Below are 17,948 nucleotides of genomic sequence, written 5' to 3'. Positions count from 1 at the left end.
AAGGTATGATTAGGGTTGTTGATAAAAGTGGAATGTTACTTTAATGTTCGAGCAGATGAGGTAATGTTGGTGTTTGTTGTGAATATGCGGCTAGATAGATACGTTTACGGTATTTGAGTGTATTTAGTCCAATCAAATAGGGGTAAAGTGTGCGATATGATCATTTGAATGTATTTAGTCCAATCAAAACAGCGTGTTTTTCTTAAAGTTTGGGAATACGAACGTTTTGCATGGATAGAATACAATCAAAGAGTAAAAAGTCCGTTCTTGTTGGAGTTGACTGTATGTTATCCAGTCAAAGTCGTGCAGGTAGCTGCTACGTGCAGCTGAATCCGGATCGGCACCCGCACCGGCACCCGCGTCGGCACCCGTGCCGGCACCCGGATTTGCACCCGCGCCGGCACCCGGATCGGCACCCGCACCCTGCTGGCGAAGTAACGAATCCCGTAATGATTCCTTGAGTCTGAATAAACAAAGGAAAGATGCCGATGCCCAATTGTGAACTGTGACCCACAAGAGGGGCACTTTTTTCAAAGTGTCCTTCTTGTGGGTCACAGTTCATTGTGGTAAGTAATAATCACTTCTACTCTAAAGTATCCACAATGAAAAGAACGCTCTTTAGCCGTTCGGCTTAAGAACGTTCTATCTATAACGATTATTCCTTGCCGTGCCTCATGAACAGCCATACGCCGCACAGAATCAAAGCTCCGGCAGCTAGCTGATACGCGGATAACGCTTCATCCAAAAGCATCCAAGCCAGCAGGGATGCAATGACAGGCTCGCCAAGCACAGCCATTGATACGGTTGCAGCTTTCATATATTTTAGCAGCCAGTTGAAAAGATAATGACCAAACAGCGTTGAAACGATGGCGAGCAGCAGGAAATTACCCCATTCGTTCGAGCTATAGCCGACAAAGTCATTGCCGCATATCACATTGTAAATCGCAAGTGAGGTAGCGGCCAGGGCGAATACCCAAAAGTTATAGGGAAAAGCGTCCATGTCCTTTCGAAGCTGTTTGCCGATCAGCATGTGAATGGCTACTGCAATCGTTCCTAACAGTGACAATAAGTCGCCAATCAGCGCATCATTTGAAAGCTTAAGATCGCCCGATCCAATAATAAAAGACCCAGTTAAAGCTATTCCCATACCCAATAGCATCATACGATTCGCTTTTGTGCGAAATATTAAATAGGAGCCTAACATAACGAAAGCTGGCTCCAAAGTTAATATAACGGTAGAGCTTGCAACAGTCGTTAATCGCAAAGAGGCCATCCATAGTAGAAAGTGAAGGCCTAGCATAACGCCTGAAGCAGTCAGCAAGCGCCATTGCCGAGCAGTTAAAGCAAAAAGTGTCTTGCGATACTTCCAAACGAATGGCAGCATGAGCAGATTAGTGAAATATAAACGGTACATGGCAATGACAGCCGCGTCAGCCTCTGACCAGCGAACGAATATGGAAGAGAACGATATAGCAACAATGCCGATGATGTAGAGCAGCTCATAGGTTGCAGCAGGTTTGGTAGTACGGTTCATAGCTGTGATTACTCCGATGCTTAAATATAGGTAATTGTTTCATTTATTAACTCGGCAAGTTTAATACGATTAAAAGGTTATTAACCTACTTTGCCTGCTGCGGTATTTCCTAGCTTCTCTAGCTCCGCATTAAAATATTGCTGCATCTCAGCAGCCTTCCTGACATCGTCAAGCGACACTTTGCCAGTCAAATAGCGCTCTACGAGCAGCTCCCATTGCGGGACAACCTTTTGTGCGGACATGGAACGAATCGCATTTTTGACAAGTCTACGTTCTTTGGCATTGGTGTACAGGTCTTTGAACTGCTGCTTCAATTCGAAGTCGAGTTCTCCGAAAATCTTCCGAAATACTTCAGCTGTCATGCGTGCATCGTCCAGTGCGCGGTGCGCTGAGCCTTCTGCCGTAATTTCAAGGTCAGCCAAGGCGGCCTCGACGCTGACGTCGTTCGTAACCTTTTTGTAGCGAATATAGCCTTTCAACAAATCAAAATAATGGACACCCATCCAATAAGCATCATCTAGTTTGTGCATCCGAGTATCGTATACGATTCGCTTTAAGTCCTCGCCGCCCCAAGTGAATAACAGGAATTCATCACTTTTATTCAGCCAAGCAGTGAAATCTGCATTAACCGAAGGAAAACCTTCAGCTTGATCTATATCCTCCTGCGGAATTCCTGTTTTTTTCTTAATAAAGCTGTTTAGCTTAGAAAAATAAACCGGCTTGACCAACGCTGAAAATTCATCTATTTGCTGCAAGGAGGAGTCTAATCGCACGGCTCCAATCTCGATAACTTCCATCGGAAGCTCACTAGCAAACTTACGTCCATTAAATTCAATATCTAATATAATGTAATCCAAAATAGTAACCTCCGATTAATAGCTTGTGTTTTCCATTCTATCAGAAAATAAGTATCAATAGGAGGGGACAATGCTGGAACATATAAGGAAATGTAATATGAAGTCAAATATTTAGTAGTCGCTGTAATAGATACATGACGCATGTACGACGGCATTGGTAGAGCAAAAAAGGGCTCAGCCTCTTTGCGAACGAGATTGAGCCTAGGGCTTCATTGCCTATTAGTTTTGTAGCGAGGAATTAAGGCTAGCGGGGGGAACAAATAAAATTTACCTTTTTGTAAGGCGAGCGTTGAGCCAAAGGGGAATACGGAACACCAAGTTAATGAGCAGCACGACAAATACAAGAACTGCCGAAGCTTTCTGGGCAATTTCCTGCGCGTCGCCAACGATAGCCTCGGATTGCACGTACCACAGATGCACGGCGAGCGTCTCTCCAGGGGAGAAGAGGCTGAAATCCCACATTTCACCTGAGGTCGTTACGCCTGCGGTCAATATAATTACGGCGCTTTCTCCGAACGCCCTGCCCGCAACTAGGCAGATGCCCGTAATGATACCGGAGAGCGCAGCAGGGATGAGTGCTCTTGTGATGGTTTGTAGGTGAGTAGCGCCAAGAGCGAAGGAGGCACTCTTTAGCTCACGCGGCACGGCACGAATTGATTCTTCCGTTACTCTCGTAAGGACGGGCAAGTTAAGGAAGGCGAGACTGACCGCTCCACCGAGAATCGTAAGGCCGATTTGGAAAAACTCGACGAACAGGGCGATACCAAACAAGCCGAAAATAATGGACGGTACGGATGCAAGCCCCTCCACACATATGCGTACGAACCCAATAAATTTGTTGTCAGGTGCAAACTCGGCCAAATAAATGCCGGCTGCCATGCCGAGCGGAATCGATATTAATAAGGATAGAAATAAAATATAGAAGGAATTGAGCAGAGTAGGGCCGATACCGCCGCCTTCATCAATTTCACTTGGCAAACCAAATAGAAAATCCCATGTCAGCTTAGGAAGCCCATCCTGCAGGATCAGATATAGAAGTGTAAATATAAAGGAAATGATGAGAATACCGACGACCCATACCGAGATTGTGAATATCCGATCATTCAATCGATTCAAGCCTTTTTTGCCGCTAAAAGGGTTTAGTGGCGTTTGTGCATTAGCTGCGTTCTTCATAGCTGTGTCCCCTTCCGTTGTAGCCAGCGAATAGCAACAATCATAAGCAACGAGATGACGAGGAGCAGGAAGCCCATCAAATAAAGAGCGTAATTCCACGTCGAATCAAAAGGGACGCTCGAAATCTGCATGACGATATTGCTCGTCAGTACGGAGGTTGGTTTTAATAAGCTGTCAGCCAGCTGCGGTGTGTTTCCGATAACCATAACGACAGCCATCGTTTCTCCGACTGCGCGAGCCATACCGAGAATAACCGCATACATAATTCCGCTCTTCGCTGAAGGCAGCAATACCTTCCATACCGTTTGGAATCTGGTCGCGCCGAGCGCGTAGGAAGCGTCGCTATACTTTGCAGGAACAGCGCTAATTGCATCGTCACTAATTCGGCTGACGGTTGGAATGACCATAATGGTTAGCACTAATGCCGCAGCTAAAATACCATCGCCCATCCCAGTACCGGTTACAGTGCGGATCATTGGAATTAATACCGTTAATCCAAGGTAACCATAGACGACGGATGGAATGCCGACGAGCAGGTCGAGAATCGGACGAAGCATATTTTTGAGCCAAGGCGGAACAAATACGGATAGGAAGACCGCAATGAACAGAGATAGAGGTACACAGATCAGAAGAGTCAATGCGGTCAGAGCAAAGGTGCCGAAAATAAAGACAAGCGCTCCATATTGATCGTTCTCGGGGTTCCACTCGGTGGATAGGAAAAAATCTGCGAACGAAATATGGGAGAAGGTTAAGATCCCCGTTCGGAACATGAGAAGCAAAATGAGAAATAAAATGATGCAAACCAAGCAAATGCAGGCTATGCAAATATAGCGAAACATACGATTCATCGCAAACAAGCGGGATTTTCGATCAAACCGCTTACCGCTGCCCGCCAAAATAGTGCTGCCTATATCAGCACTAAGCTTTGCCTTTACGGCAGGAGATGCTTCTAACATAAATGATCGGCTCCTTAAGGTAGAAAGCGGCCGGCTTTAGCGCCTATTCGCGCAAACCGGCCGCTCCTTATCATTTCATTATTATTTCATTGCCGAAATCGGAATGAATTTCAGCTTTTTAAGTGAACCATTCTGGAATTTCGTACTTTGAACATATGCGATAAACTCTTTGGTTGCGCCAGTTGGCTCACCTTTAGTCATATAATAGCCGTAGCCCCACACTTTATATTTTCCGTTGATTACATTAGCTTCGGTAGGTGCGATATCATTGATTTTAAGAGCTGTCATTTTGCTGGTTACGTATGCAAGGTCCATATATCCGATGGAGTTAGGAGTAGTCTCAATGGCAGACTTCATGTCTCCGCTTGATTTAACCTCTTTGTAATTGTCACCCTTCGACATGAAGGATTCCCCAAGCAACGCTTTATCCTGGAAGTTGACGCGTGTACCAGAGCCGAATGTACGGTTAACAACGATGATTTCTGCATCCTTGCCGCCAACTTCTTTCCAGTTTTTAATTTTTCCGGAGAAAATACCTTGCAGTTCCTTATTCGTAAGGTTTGTTACGGTTACGTTTTTGTTCACGACTGTAGCGAAAGGAATGACAGCTACTTTATGAGCGACTTGACCCTCGAATTTTTTGAAGCCAGGTACGTCTGTAGAAGCATCCCAGTCAACTGCGCCGATGTTGGCGATGCCTTTGCGAACCGCTTGAGGACCAGTGATGGAGCCTGCTGCGGAAGCGGAGATTTTAACTTTAGGGTGCAGCTTTTTGAATTCATTTGCTGCTTGAAGCGTGAGCGGCAATAGTGCGGACGAACCATTGATGACGATTTTTCCACTCAGCTTGCTTGCCGCTTCAACACCTGTAGAAACTGTACTGAAGCCAATTACTGCGATGAGGGCAGCTATAGTAATATTTTTAAACCATTTCATTGATAATTCCTCCATTCATTATTGTGTAATGTTTTTCCAAACGTTATTGGTAGAAACGGCAAGTTTGCCATCGATTAGTGCTGCGATTTGTTGCGAATGATTCGATACAATGATTTCCGATACGTCCTCTGACACGGTTTGAACAAGCGTGCTTGCACCGGTTGCCGTATCTATAGAATAGATTGCGTTAGTGCCTTCGCTGTATGCAGTCAGAATATAGATCGCAGTTCCGCTTTGGGCCAATTGGTAAACGTCTTTATTTACGAATACGTTGCTGCTAGTTTTGCCTGTGTTATCTACGGAAACGAGCTTGCCGATGCTTGCGTCATCATTGCTTACGCTAATGTAGTAGGCTTTGGAGCCATCAGCAGTTAGCTTTAGGAATACTTTATCGTCTGTACTTGTTGTTAGTTGTACCGGCTTAGCATCTTTAACGGATGAATCGAAGTAGTAGAGCTGCGGTTCAGTACCGGTTGCATCAATAACTACATCATCCAGTTCAACCTCTTTGCTGCTGTCTGCTGTTACTTTAGGCTGCTTGAATACGTTGTAAGCGAATTTCGAGCCGTCAGCAGATACGTCCAAATTAGCTTTGTAGTCGACTTTGTCGTCCAATACTTTAGAAACGGAGCCGTCTAGCAGCTTTATTTTCGCAATAACAGAACTTTTGTCACCTTGCAGGAAGAAGAGGGAGGAACCATCCTTCGCCCATTGAAGCTCGTTTTTAATGGAGTTGTCTGTGCTAATCTTTGAAGATATTTTTGTGCTCAGATCAATGACATAAACGGCACCATCAGCGTCGGAGTATGCTGCTTTGGTTGCGTCAGGTGACACGGCAAGCTCGGAAGTGTTAGAGGATATAAGCAAAATTCGGTGATCACCAGTTGCTGAATCAACTAAATATTCAACACGTCCCTCTGCGATGGAATGGGATACGATTAGCTGTGAAGAACTAATCCACACGGCTTGCTCAGCTGAATGAAGCAGATCAAGAGTTGTGAACGATGGGTTGCTCTCATCCTCGTCATATGTACCGCCAAGCGCTTGTACCAATGAGGATGGATCAATAAAGTTGGTGTAGTTAACATTTCTTAGAGGGTGTTCCAGAGTTTGATTCGCACCATTTACTGTGAGAGTGTTGGAGTTGAAGTTTACTTTTACCGTATTTTCATCCAGTTTTACAATAGCGGCTCCCTTAACAAGCTCGATTGTAGCTCCGATTGAATTCGCGATATCACGAACGGATGCTAGTGTAACGCCGTCATCGGAGATCGTACGAATAGCTACCGGATTGGCGTTGACGATAAATATGGTTTCGCCGATCTGAAATGTTTGTTGAACGGATACGGTTTCTGCTGCTAATACTGGAGTGATTGCTGTTGTCCCTAGAGCTGCTGCAAGCATTGAAATAACCACTACTTTTTTCATTTGCATGGAATAGGTCACCTTTCTCAAATGGATTCGTTTTGTTAGCGGTATTTAGGGTAGCTCCTATCAGTATGTATGTAAGCTGTATCCCTCCCTGGGTGCTTTGGCTCAGCGTGTCGTCTATTTGTTATTAGGTAAATAGTAGCAACTGATTGTTATCCCATTATTTAGAAATTATTGTGATTTTGTAAATGTATATATATGTATCTTTCTTTCCTGTCTCCTTATGGTACTAAGCACAAACAGGTCGAAATCCTCGCTAGAGAGGATCTCGGCCTGTTTAATTTATTTACATTGACAGCAAACTTATTGGATGTACTCGAACCAAGAATACAGCCCTGACTAACTTTTCTTTTTCAATAGAGGGCCAAATAATGAGAAGAGAATGATGACGAGACTGATCGCTGCAATGATATAAGCTGCGCTTCCGTGAAGGACGAGTTGTGGTTCAGAAGGCATGATACGATCAGAAACAAGAAAGAATCCAACATAGACGAGTAATATGAACATACTTAGTCCACACATCATCCAAAATGAAGTTCGTTTGGACGAGAAAGCTCCAGCACGAAAGATAGTGAATATAACATAAATTAGAGCAATGGAGAGTATCAGATATACTATATTTTCATATAGCTGAATAGTCAGATCTCCACTAAAACCATCCAGAAAGCGCCAAAGGAGAAGCAATGGAGGTACAGTTGCAAATGTTTTTATTTGCTCCCGTTTTGATGCTTTGGGCAATTCTTGAATGAGCTCTTCACAATAGGACTTAGGGTCACTGCCGAATATTTGCTCAAATGATTTACCCTCCTGCTGAGCTAATAACAAATGGTCTTCGAGTTCCGTAAGGATCTGATTTGCTTTTGTTTCCGATACAGAACTACTTTGAACATAGAACCTCATCTCATTTAGAAGGGCTTTATTTTTTGCATTCAGCATTTATACATCGTCCTTTCCCGTAATTCGGTCTACTGCTTGACTTAGTTCTTGCCAGTTGTTGCGGAACAATTTCAATTGCTCTATTCCTTCAGAAGTCAGATGATAGTATTTGCGGTTAGGTCCGGAAGCTGAGGGGCGCATTGTTCCTGCTATAATTTTCTCTTTCTCCAAGCGTAGTAAAAGCGGGTAGATGCTTCCTTCCTTGGCAAAGACGAAGCCATTACTGGCGAGCTTTTCTATGATTTCATATCCGTAAGTTTCCTCTTCCTCAATTACGGCAAGAAGACACCCCTCAAGCACTCCTCTTACCATTTGACTGAACACAAGCATTCCTCCATTAAAAGCAATTCGCTAACTTGCTAAACAAGGTAGTGTGATAAAAATTAACTAACTTGCATAACAAGCTAGTGAATCCATCATATCCTACTGTTCCTTTTGATGCAAGCTAAAAAGTTATCATTCAGAATTATTGTTTTACCGGACATTGAAAATGAATCACGAATCAAGAGGGCAAGAGCTTTTCTGTGCTACAAAGACGGCAAACTCATTGTACTTGTATACGCAGTCGGCAGTTTCAAAACCGGCTGAGTGAAGCCAAGCTAACTGGTCATCGACGGGAGCGTTATGATCTTGTTTTCGCCGTTCTATGGATGCTTCAATGGCGTGAGTGGACAGTCCTGTGTTCCGTACGCTCTGTTCCCACTGTTCATTAAAAGCAGAGTTGAAATAAGGCGAACTTCCAGCTGCCTGATCAGCATTAACGAAAATACCAACGTCTGATAATTGTTCAAACACATGATGAAACAGCTTCTTTTTATCAGAATGGGTTAGATGATGGATAGATAGGGAGGAGATGATCGCATCATAACGCTCTGAAAACGGGTAATTTACATAGTCGGCTGTAATGTAGCTTACATTTGGATCATCACCAAATCGGTTTTGAGCTTTCTTCAGCATTTCTTCGCTAAAATCGATCAAAGTCAGGGAGGCCTTCGGATATTTGCTGCGAATGAATGAAGCAAAAAGCCCTGTTCCTGAGCCGAGATCCAATATGCGCGGAGCATCATTGCTGCATTGAACCCATGTCATTGCCGTACCGTAAAAATCATCGAAGCAAGGAATTAATTGTTGACGTTCAAGATCATAGTTTTGTGCAGCAGCATTAAATTGTTTTTTCACTATTTCCCTCATAATAATACCCCCTTGGTAAATAGAAATTGTTCTTCCTTGACGAAGTATTTTCTGTAATAAATTGTATAATACAGACTTTCTTTTATAAATGGAAATATATAAAACTTATATACTTTATAGATTAAAACTATTAAGATGGCATTTCTATGTGGGTGAATATGTAAGGGAATTCAGATGTTCAACACTAAATTTGCAATGGTTTTCTGTGTTTCATTGTGCAGCAAAGGAATCTAAGTCTATTGCTTAACATTGCATTAATGTTCAATTTTTGTCTTAAACATTCCTTGTCTTAAACATTCCTGTCATGGCGGATAATTTGTTCTAAAAAAGTATTGTGCATCTATTTATTTAATGTTAATATAGGTAAAATTTATGAGGCGATTTTGCCTTGGAGGGATTACTAATCGGACATTCCATCGAGAGCAGATTAGAGCAATTGAGTATTGTGCTTCCAGTGGCGAGCGATCCTGCGGCAAAATACGCGAACTACGTCATTTCCAATGGTTTATTGTTCGTTTCGGGAAAAGGGCCAGCCGGTAATCCAAAGGGAAAGCTTGGTCAGGACTTCACAACCGAGGAAGGCTACCATTATGCAAGGCTGACAGGCATTGAGGTTCTAGCTGTTCTAAAGGATGCGCTAGGTTCACTTGATCTTGTGAAAAGGGTAGTAAAGGTGCAGGGCTTCGTTAATGCGGTACCATCCTTCGAGGAACATCATAAAGTATTAAATGGATTTTCGGATTTGATGATGGAGGTTTTTGGCGAGAAGGGTACTCATGCTAGGTCCGTACTAGGCGCCAATTCATTACGGGAGAATCTTCCCATCATTGTTGATTCAATATTTGAAGTTGAATAGCTTTACATTCGATGACGAGAAAGAGTACGTTATGCGCTTGATCAAACAGAGAGTTGGGCTTGCTGAAAACCAACGTTCGAGTGCTAGCGGAAAGCCATCTCCGAGAAGCGGGCTGAACATAAGTAAGCTCTGCCGCATTTCCAGCGTTAACGGGAGCATGTATGGATAGATACATGAGCGGAGTGTCACGTTTTATTGCGTGAAACTAGGGTGGTAACACGGGTGAAGACTCGTCCCTTTATAGGGACGGGTCTTTTTTTGTTTCAGAAAAACTGAGGAGGAACGACCATGAAACCTTTTTCAATGGATGAGCTATTAACGCAAGCGGTTAAGGATATCCCGCCTTCGGGCATACGTAAACTGTTTAGTTTTGCTGAGGGTAATAAGAACATCATTTCGCTTGGAGTAGGAGAGCCGGATTTCGTCACTCCAGAGCATGTTAGAGCGGCATGTTCCAAAGCGCTGGATCTTGGTAGAACAACCTATACACCAAATGCAGGCTTGGTCGAGCTTAGAGAAGAAATCGCGAATTATCTATTTACGAGCTTTCAAGTAAAATACGAGCCGTCGAATGAAATGATCGTTACGGTTGGAGGCAGTGAAGCAATCGATCTTGCTCTGAGGACATTAATTGCGTCAGGTGATGAGATTATCGTCCCCGTGCCGAGTTATATTGCTTACTCGCCGCTCGCACAGCTTAGCGGTGGAAAGGTTGTTGAAGTCGAGACCTTTGCAGAGGATCATTTTAAGCTGACCGCTGAAGCGCTGAGAAAGCATATAACACCTAGATCGAAAGTACTGCTCGTCAACTATCCGAATAATCCTACAGGTGCGATTATGACCGCGGAGGACTGGCTGCCGATTGTTCAGGTTGCCCAGGAGCATAATCTGGTCGTCATCGCGGATGAAATATATGCGGAGCTAACCTACGGTCAGAAGCATGTAAGCGTTGCTTCACTGCCAGGCATGAAGGAACGGACGCTTCTTATTAGCGGCTTCTCAAAAGCTTTTGCTATGACGGGGTGGCGGATTGGTTATGCGTGCGGCAATCGGGAGCTTATCGCGGCTATGTTGAAAATTCATCAGTACACCGTTATGTGTGCCCCCATTTTAGGACAGATTGCAGCTATCGAATCGCTTAGAAACGGCTTGGGAGAAAAGGATCATATGGTTGAATCGTATAGTCAGCGCAGACGTATGTTTGTTCATGGATTACGAGAGATCGGACTGCCATGTCATGATCCGCAGGGTGCATTTTATGCATTCCCGTCCATTGCTGCTACAGGATTGGATTCAAATACGTTTGCGGAAAGGCTGATGCAAGATGTTGGCGTAGCAGCTGTACCGGGCAATGTTTTTGGGCTTGGTGGAGAAGGCTTTATCCGTTGCTGTTACGCATCCTCTGTTCCTAAGCTTACAGAAGCGCTAGATAGAATCGACAGCTGGCTTAGGAAGGAGAGGCGAATGAGCTGATTAATCAATTGGAGCAAATAAACCGCGTTCGAATGATCGATGTCATTCGGGGCTTCTGCTTACTGGGGATACTTATTGCAAATATGCTCGTTTTCCAGTATGGCATCTATGGGCAAGATGAGCTTCAGCTATTTAATACGTCGGCACTGGATGAAGGATTGCATAAAGCGTTGAAAATAGGGGTTGTGGGGAGCTTCGTGCCCATCTTTATGTTCCTATTTGGATACAGCTTGTACAAGCTGAGGGAAAGCTTAGTGTTTAAAGGGGTAGAACCTGACCTCGTTTTAGTTCGACGTTTTTTGATGCTGCTTGCTCTAGGCTTACTGCACATTATTTTGCTGTGGGAGGGCGATATTTTGCTCTCTTATGGAGCGGGCGGCTTTTGCTTGCTTTTATTCATTAAGAGGAAGCCGAAGACGTTGATTATATGGGCTATTATAATGAGTGTAGTTTACTTAGGCATAAACTATGGTACGGACAAGGTGACGCCAGGGGAGGAAGCTCGGATGCATCAATATGTGAAACATTCGATATCCGTATATGGTGAAGGTACCTATAAAGAAATTTCAAACTTTCGATTTAACGAGGATCCGCTAGGCATGCCAGCAGGTCTATCCATCATAGCTATGCTTTTCGTGCCATTGATCTTTCTCCCAATGTTCTTGTTAGGCATAGCGGCGGCCAATAAAAGATGGTTCCATGAGCCAAGGAAAGAGCGCCGAAGGTATGCTTGGTTAACGGCGGTTTTGTTGCCGCTGGGCTTGCTGCTCAAAGGAATTGCCGTACTGCAATCGGATTGGGCATGGAGTAGTGTCATGCTGGCGGCGGGGGCTCATGTTCTAGCTATCGGTTATATATTCGGGGCAGCGCTTGTACTGTCTTTCCGATCCAAACGTTCCGTTATCATATCAGCATTTGAATCGGTAGGACGGATGTCTATGACTAACTATTTAATGCAAACCGTTATTTGCACAACAATATTTTATGGTTACGGGCTTGGGTGGTTCGGGAAAATAGGTGTTTGGTATGGCTTGCTGCTGGCGTTGTTCATTTATATCATTCAGGCCATTGCCTCTAGCTATTTGCTGACGAGATATAGTCATGGGCCAATTGAAAGGCTGCTGCGGATGTGGACCTATTGGTCATCTGATGGAAAAGTGCGGTCAGTGGTTAAGTCTACGGACGATTAATTAAATATTTGGAGCTGAAAAAGCAGACCGCCGAAGTAGTCTGCTTTTTCACATTTGCAGCAAATCGTATTACTTATAATGATCGGACAATTGGAAGGTATTCGAAATTAATTTCACATTGTGAAACTAACGAGAGTCATTATGGAATTAGAGACGATTTAGTTTCAGAATATAGAGCTAATTCACCGGAAGAGAGCACAGTTTGAGCTGACCCAGCAATTAAGTTCATCTCCTGAAACTAAATCGTACTTGCCCCTCTTCCAGCTTCATTTAATTGCAAAATGTGAAACTACGGGAGCTTAGTACGTAAGGAAGTGGACACAGAAGTGTTTATTTATGGACATTCACACATATAGGAGATGCGTGCGGACATCAGTTCAGTTATTTGTACTGAAAGGTCCAAATATGCCCCAAATGTAGAGGAACAGCGGAACCAAATAAAACTTCAACTAGTAAATCCCGATCGCATTATTGAAGATTTTAGGTGAAACGACTATAATGATTGATATTACTGAACAAATTCGAACCAAAATGAACATAATAGGAAGAGGGACTTGTAGATGGAAAAGCTTAGAGTGTTACAGCAGCTATCAGATGCGGGTGTAGTGGCCGTATTACGCGCGGATTCAGCTGAAGAAGTAGCGGAGATGGCCCGCCATGCGATTAAGGGCGGCATTAAAGCGATTGAGATCACGATGACAGTACCATTCGCCTTGCGTGCTATCGAGCAATTGTCGAAGGAGTATTCGAGCTCAGCAGCTCCCGATGCAGATAATTACGCGATTATAGGCGTAGGAACAGTACTTGATCCGGAAACGGCACGCGCCGCTATATTGGCAGGCTCTGAGTATGTGGTATCTCCTGCTCTAAATGCTGAGACCATTAAGCTTTGCAACCGTTATGCGATTCCGATTTTGCCGGGTACGATGACGATTCAAGAAATACAAACCGCTCTAGAGCTTGGCGTTGATATTGTGAAGCTGTTCCCTGGCAACCTCTATTCACCGAGCGTTATTCCATCCATTAAAGGACCGCTTCCGCAAGCTAACATTATGCCTACCGGCGGCGTTTCTCTCGACAATTTGAAGGAATGGATCAAAGCAGGCGCGGTCGCGGTCGGCATAGGTTCAGATTTAACGAAGGACGCTGTGAAGACTGGCGATTTCTCGCTTATTGAGAAGAAGGCTGCTGCCTATATCGCTGCTTATCGTGAAGCAAAGGGTCTATAATAATTTCATCATTGTATATTTTTATTTCAGCAGCGCCTTTGGAGTATTTTCACCCAAAGGCGCTTTTTAGGTGGAGAAGGGTGTAATAAGGTCAACCCTTCGCACAGCGCACAATAGTCCTTTGGTTATCCGAAAGACTCTTCCTGGCAGGAAGAAAATTGCTTTTTAATAAGGCCTTTGTTCAACTTACCGTCATTTTTCTAGCCATCATCTTATACTTTTACAAGCTATGCGCTTGATTCTAAGCGGGATTAGCGTTATAACAGAAACAGGATTACTAAGAGACATACTAATCGGTTAAAGGAGTCGTTAAACGAATGGATTATCGGATTGAGAAGGATACGATGGGTGAAATTCAAGTTCCAGCAGACAAGCTATGGGGAGCACAAACACAGCGCAGCCTGCAAAACTTTAAAATAAGCGGAGAGCGGATGCCGATTGAAGTCGTTTATGCAATGGCTTATATCAAAAAAGCAGCAGCTCAAGCAAACGAAAAGCTTGGCGTATTGGATGCTGCCAAATCAGCTATTATTGGCGAAGCTGTTGATGAAATCGTGGCAGGCAAATGGGATGAGCATTTTCCACTCGTAGTATGGCAAACGGGAAGCGGCACGCAAACGAATATGAACGTTAATGAAGTAATTGCTAATCGTTCGAACGCTTTGCTAGCTGAACGCGGCAGCGATGTACGCATTCACCCTAACGATGACGTCAACCGTTCGCAAAGCTCGAATGATACATTCCCTGCAGCTATGCATATTGCGGGAGTTATAGCGCTAGAGGACCGTTTGCTTCCTTCGCTCGACCTGCTTAATGGCACGCTTCGCGCGAAAGCAGAGAAGTTCAATGATATCGTGAAAATTGGTCGTACACATCTTCAAGATGCAACGCCAATTACATTGGGCCAAGAAATTAGCGGCTGGTATTCTATGCTGGACAGAACGCGTGCAATGCTTGTACAAAGCGTAGAAACAATGCGTGACCTTGCACTTGGCGGTACTGCAGTAGGAACAGGCTTGAACGCTCACCCTGACTTTGCAGTAAAGGTAGCAGAGGAAGTATCAGCATTGACAGGGAAAAGTTTTGTAACAGCAGAGAACAAATTCCACTCGCTTACAAGCCACGATCAAATCGTATACACACATGGTGCTGTAAAAGCACTAGCAGCTGATCTTATGAAAATTGCTAACGATGTGAGATGGCTGGCAAGTGGCCCTCGCTGCGGCATTGGCGAAATTTCAATTCCAGAAAACGAGCCGGGCAGCTCAATCATGCCAGGTAAAGTTAATCCTACGCAAAGCGAAGCATTAACGATGGCTGTTTGCCAAGTAATCGGAAATGATACGGCTATTTCGATGGCTGCAAGCCAAGGGAATTTTGAGCTTAACGTATTCAAGCCTGTCATTATTTATAACTTCCTTCAATCGGTAGCATTGATGGCTGACGGTATGGTTTCCTTCAATGACAATTGCGCAATCGGAATTGAGCCGAACGAAGCAGTCATTAAACGGAACCTTGACCAATCGCTTATGCTCGTAACGGCACTTAACCCGCACATCGGTTATGAGAACGCGGCTGCTATTGCGAAAAACGCTCACAAAAAAGGACTGACGTTAAAAGAGTCGGCAATAGCTAGTGGCCTGCTGACGTCTGAGCAGTTCGACGAATATGTTCGTCCGGAGAACATGATCGGTAAACGCTAATAGAAATTTGCATCAACTAAAAAGGCTGGCGCCAAGTCGTATGAATGATGACGAAGCGCCGCCTTTTTTTGTTTATTTGAGTAATTCAAATACTCGTTTGATCAATTGAGGGCGTAAGATACACATTCTCGATGACACTATATAATGGTGGCTGCGAATCTATTGGTTCTCGAAACTGTACTCGGTTTATTTTGTGAAAAACGGATGGCGCGTGGAAGTGAAGATACTAGCCTTTTATGGTATGATACGAGTGGTTGCGAATACAACAAAATTAAGCGAAAAAGTAGGTTTGTCCCATGCATTTATTATCTGTTGAACATATAACGAAAAGCTACGGCGAGAAGATGTTGTTTGAGGATGTCACCTTCGGTTTGGAGGATGGCGATAAAATCGGGATAATAGGCGTGAATGGAACCGGTAAATCAACGTTTCTGAAAGTCATCGCCGGTTTAGAGCCAGCCGATTCCGGCACGATATCAATCGGCAATCGGGTTACTATAAGAATGCTGGCACAAGATCCCGTGTTTGCGCCAAACGAGACAGCACTTGAGCATGTGCTCGGCGGTGATTCACCGCAGCTGCGCGCAGTTCGCGCGTATACGAACGCGATGGAAGCGATCGAGCTAAATCCGGATGATTCAGCCATTCAGGAGCAGCTAATGAAGGCAAGTGAGCTGATAGGCGAATTGGATGCTTGGGAGCTGGAGAGTGATGCTAAGACTGCACTCTCAAAGCTTGGCATAAACGACTATGATGCGAAGGTAGAAACGATGTCAGGCGGTCAACGAAAGCGGGTCGCGATGGCTGCCGCTCTTCTGCTGCCGTCAGATGTTCTTATTCTTGATGAGCCGACCAACCATATCGATAACGATTCGGTTACTTGGCTGGAAGGAATGCTGCAGAAGCGCAGAGGCGCCCTGCTTATGATTACGCATGATCGCTACTTCCTTGACCGTGTCAGTAACCGTGTTATTGAGTTGGATAAAGGCAAAGCTCATTTCTATCAAGCGAATTACAGTCGTTTTCTTGAGCTGAAGCTGGACCGAGAAGAGCGGGAAGCGTCGACAGAATCAAAACGTCAAAATTTGCTGCGCAATGAATTAGCTTGGATTCGTCGCGGGGCGAAAGCTCGTACGACGAAGCAGAAAGCAAGGATTGATCGATTCGAGGAGTTGAAGGCAGATGCTCCAAAGCAAGCGAGCGGCAAAATGGACGTCTCAGTAGCCTCCACTAGATTGGGTAAGAAGATCATTGAAATGGAAGAGGTTACGAAGCGGTTCGGCGATCGGACAGTCATCCGTAATTTTAGCTATATTGGAATACCAGGGGACCGCGTCGGCATAGTCGGACGAAATGGCAGCGGCAAGTCAACGCTGCTCAAGCTAATCACAGGACAGCTTGAGCCGGACGAAGGGACTGTCGTGTTAGGTTCAACGGTTAACCTTGGTTGGTTCTCGCAGGAGCATGAAGAGATGGATCAATCGTTGCGAGTTATCGAGTATATTCGCGAGGGTGCCGAGCAGGTGAAAACTGCGGACGGCTCGACGATTTCGGCGGGGCAGATGCTGGAGCGCTTCTTATTTTCGCCAACGATGCAGTGGACGCCAATCTCGAAGCTGTCGGGCGGAGAGAAACGGCGCTTGCAGCTGCTTCGGGTATTGATGAACGCTCCGAACGTCCTGCTGCTCGATGAGCCGACGAATGATCTCGATATATCAACACTTACAGTTTTGGAAGATTATTTGGATGAGTTTCCAGGCGTTGTATTCGTGGTCTCACATGATCGATATTTCTTGGATCGCACGGTTGAGAAGATCGTTGCTTTTGAAGGCAATGGAGTCATTACCCATCATACAGGCGGGTATTCGGATTATCAGGCTTTCAAGGAAAAGTATCCAACGAGTTCAATTCCGGTAGCTCAGGCTAAGGCGCCATCAACGCCTGCACCAGCGCGTGTGGAGACCTCAGCCGCAAAACCTGTGGTTAAAGATCAGAAGCTAAAAATGTCCTTCAAGGAACAGAAGGATTACGAGCAAATAGATGGCTGGATCACAGCAGCGGAAGCAGAGCTAAACGCTATTGTAATCCGCATGGAGGAAGCCAGCAGTGATTCCATAAGACTGCAGGAGCTGGCAACAGAGCAGCAGCAGGTTGAAGAGAAGCTTGAGCAGCTTATGGAGCGCTGGACAGAGCTGAATGAATTGGCGGAGCAAATAGCTGCGCAAAAGTAAAATTATTATAAATGTGCCTTTGAATAGATGATGTCCAAAAGTTGAAGGAGTTGTAAGCTCAGATATCGAGCTTACAGCTCTCAGACTAACCCGAAAAAGTAACTGTAAGCACCCAAATCAAGCTTAAAGTGCCCAAACCAATGAAAAACCAAGCACAATCAGAGCTGTAAGCTCTAATATCGAACTTACAGCTCCAAAACTAACCCAGAAAAGTAACTGTAAGCACCCAAATTAAGCTTACAGAGTTCGAGC

General features: G+C 44.6%; 16 protein-coding genes and 1 other annotated feature. Of the genes, 6 read left to right on the top strand and 10 right to left on the bottom strand.

The window, feature by feature from the left end:
- Positions 1 to 183 precede the first annotated feature (183 nt).
- The 10 genes from AC0YN7_RS17260 to AC0YN7_RS17215 form a co-directional block, all read right to left on the bottom strand.
- Positions 184 to 534 carry a hypothetical protein gene (locus tag AC0YN7_RS17260; RefSeq protein WP_475811252.1) on the bottom strand — a complete coding sequence of 117 codons (351 nt, stop codon included), beginning with the start codon at positions 532 to 534 and terminating at the stop codon, positions 184 to 186.
- A 121-nt stretch (positions 535 to 655) separates the two neighbouring features.
- A complete protein-coding gene (locus AC0YN7_RS17255; RefSeq protein WP_475811251.1) occupies positions 656 to 1,534 on the bottom strand; it encodes a DMT family transporter in 879 nt (292 codons plus the stop codon).
- Positions 1,535 to 1,614: 80 nt separating this feature from the next.
- Entirely contained in the window at positions 1,615 to 2,391 is a 777-nt protein-coding gene (locus tag AC0YN7_RS17250; protein WP_475811250.1) for a 3'-5' exonuclease, read from the bottom strand.
- Between the two features lie 267 nt (positions 2,392 to 2,658).
- Positions 2,659 to 3,564 (bottom strand): phosphate ABC transporter permease PstA, encoded by a 906-nt coding sequence (pstA, locus tag AC0YN7_RS17245; protein ID WP_475811249.1) that lies wholly within the window; start codon positions 3,562 to 3,564, stop codon positions 2,659 to 2,661.
- Positions 3,561 to 4,520, bottom strand: a complete 960-nt coding sequence (gene pstC, locus AC0YN7_RS17240) for a phosphate ABC transporter permease subunit PstC (RefSeq protein WP_475811248.1) — start codon at positions 4,518 to 4,520, stop codon at positions 3,561 to 3,563. The genes pstA and pstC overlap by 4 nt, the downstream gene beginning before the upstream one ends.
- A gap of 81 nt (positions 4,521 to 4,601) precedes the next feature.
- Entirely contained in the window at positions 4,602 to 5,456 is an 855-nt protein-coding gene (locus AC0YN7_RS17235) for a phosphate ABC transporter substrate-binding protein (RefSeq protein WP_475811247.1), read from the bottom strand.
- 18 nt (positions 5,457 to 5,474) lie between these two features.
- Positions 5,475 to 6,890, bottom strand: coding sequence for a stalk domain-containing protein (locus tag AC0YN7_RS17230; protein ID WP_475811246.1), 1,416 nt, complete (start codon positions 6,888 to 6,890; stop codon positions 5,475 to 5,477).
- A 336-nt stretch (positions 6,891 to 7,226) separates the two neighbouring features.
- Positions 7,227 to 7,823 carry a DUF1129 family protein gene (locus AC0YN7_RS17225; protein ID WP_475811245.1) on the bottom strand — a complete coding sequence of 199 codons (597 nt, stop codon included), beginning with the start codon at positions 7,821 to 7,823 and terminating at the stop codon, positions 7,227 to 7,229.
- Positions 7,824 to 8,147, bottom strand: a complete 324-nt coding sequence (locus AC0YN7_RS17220; RefSeq protein ID WP_475811244.1) for a PadR family transcriptional regulator — start codon at positions 8,145 to 8,147, stop codon at positions 7,824 to 7,826.
- A 171-nt stretch (positions 8,148 to 8,318) separates the two neighbouring features.
- Entirely contained in the window at positions 8,319 to 9,014 is a 696-nt protein-coding gene (locus AC0YN7_RS17215) for a class I SAM-dependent methyltransferase (protein ID WP_475811243.1), read from the bottom strand.
- A gap of 388 nt (positions 9,015 to 9,402) precedes the next feature.
- Between AC0YN7_RS17215 and AC0YN7_RS17210 the strand changes: the two genes are divergently transcribed.
- The 6 genes from AC0YN7_RS17210 to AC0YN7_RS17185 all read left to right on the top strand — a co-directional run bounded on the left by AC0YN7_RS17210 (position 9,403) and on the right by AC0YN7_RS17185 (position 17,696).
- Positions 9,403 to 9,870: a RidA family protein gene (locus tag AC0YN7_RS17210; RefSeq protein WP_475811242.1), complete on the top strand. Its 468-nt coding sequence runs from the start codon at positions 9,403 to 9,405 to the stop codon at positions 9,868 to 9,870.
- A 2-nt stretch (positions 9,871 to 9,872) separates the two neighbouring features.
- Positions 9,873 to 10,111: a binding site (T-box leader), on the top strand.
- Between the two features lie 47 nt (positions 10,112 to 10,158).
- Complete coding sequence (locus AC0YN7_RS17205) at positions 10,159 to 11,343, top strand: aminotransferase class I/II-fold pyridoxal phosphate-dependent enzyme (protein ID WP_475811241.1); 1,185 nt, start codon at positions 10,159 to 10,161, stop codon at positions 11,341 to 11,343.
- Between the two features lie 8 nt (positions 11,344 to 11,351).
- Positions 11,352 to 12,533 carry a DUF418 domain-containing protein gene (locus AC0YN7_RS17200; RefSeq protein WP_475811240.1) on the top strand — a complete coding sequence of 394 codons (1,182 nt, stop codon included), beginning with the start codon at positions 11,352 to 11,354 and terminating at the stop codon, positions 12,531 to 12,533.
- A gap of 560 nt (positions 12,534 to 13,093) precedes the next feature.
- Positions 13,094 to 13,762 (top strand): bifunctional 2-keto-4-hydroxyglutarate aldolase/2-keto-3-deoxy-6-phosphogluconate aldolase, encoded by a 669-nt coding sequence (locus AC0YN7_RS17195; RefSeq protein ID WP_475811239.1) that lies wholly within the window; start codon positions 13,094 to 13,096, stop codon positions 13,760 to 13,762.
- Between the two features lie 317 nt (positions 13,763 to 14,079).
- On the top strand, positions 14,080 to 15,465 hold the full coding sequence (gene fumC / locus AC0YN7_RS17190; protein WP_475811238.1) for a class II fumarate hydratase: 1,386 nt from the start codon (positions 14,080 to 14,082) through the stop codon (positions 15,463 to 15,465).
- 296 nt (positions 15,466 to 15,761) lie between these two features.
- Positions 15,762 to 17,696, top strand: coding sequence for an ABC-F family ATP-binding cassette domain-containing protein (locus AC0YN7_RS17185; protein ID WP_475811237.1), 1,935 nt, complete (start codon positions 15,762 to 15,764; stop codon positions 17,694 to 17,696).
- The last annotated feature ends 252 nt before the right edge of the window (positions 17,697 to 17,948 follow it).

This window comes from Paenibacillus sp. J31R122, from assembly GCF_056269185.1.
Note: the sequence above shows the minus strand (reverse complement) of the source record. Positions and strands in the feature narration are given on the sequence as shown.

Excerpts from the sequence above, each read along its gene's own strand:
- AC0YN7_RS17255 (WP_475811251.1), bottom strand. The coding sequence starts at position 1,534 with ATGAACCGTACTACCAAACCTGCTGCAACCTATGAGCTGCTCTACATC.
- pstA (WP_475811249.1), bottom strand. The coding sequence starts at position 3,564 with ATGAAGAACGCAGCTAATGCACAAACGCCACTAAACCCTTTTAGCGGC.
- pstC (WP_475811248.1), bottom strand. The coding sequence starts at position 4,520 with ATGTTAGAAGCATCTCCTGCCGTAAAGGCAAAGCTTAGTGCTGATATA.
- AC0YN7_RS17235 (WP_475811247.1), bottom strand. The coding sequence starts at position 5,456 with ATGAAATGGTTTAAAAATATTACTATAGCTGCCCTCATCGCAGTAATT.
- AC0YN7_RS17230 (WP_475811246.1), bottom strand. The coding sequence starts at position 6,890 with ATGCAAATGAAAAAAGTAGTGGTTATTTCAATGCTTGCAGCAGCTCTA.
- AC0YN7_RS17225 (WP_475811245.1), bottom strand. The coding sequence starts at position 7,823 with ATGCTGAATGCAAAAAATAAAGCCCTTCTAAATGAGATGAGGTTCTAT.
- AC0YN7_RS17215 (WP_475811243.1), bottom strand. The coding sequence starts at position 9,014 with ATGAGGGAAATAGTGAAAAAACAATTTAATGCTGCTGCACAAAACTAT.
- AC0YN7_RS17205 (WP_475811241.1), top strand. The coding sequence starts at position 10,159 with ATGAAACCTTTTTCAATGGATGAGCTATTAACGCAAGCGGTTAAGGAT.
- AC0YN7_RS17195 (WP_475811239.1), top strand. The coding sequence starts at position 13,094 with ATGGAAAAGCTTAGAGTGTTACAGCAGCTATCAGATGCGGGTGTAGTG.
- fumC (WP_475811238.1), top strand. The coding sequence starts at position 14,080 with ATGGATTATCGGATTGAGAAGGATACGATGGGTGAAATTCAAGTTCCA.
- AC0YN7_RS17185 (WP_475811237.1), top strand. The coding sequence starts at position 15,762 with ATGCATTTATTATCTGTTGAACATATAACGAAAAGCTACGGCGAGAAG.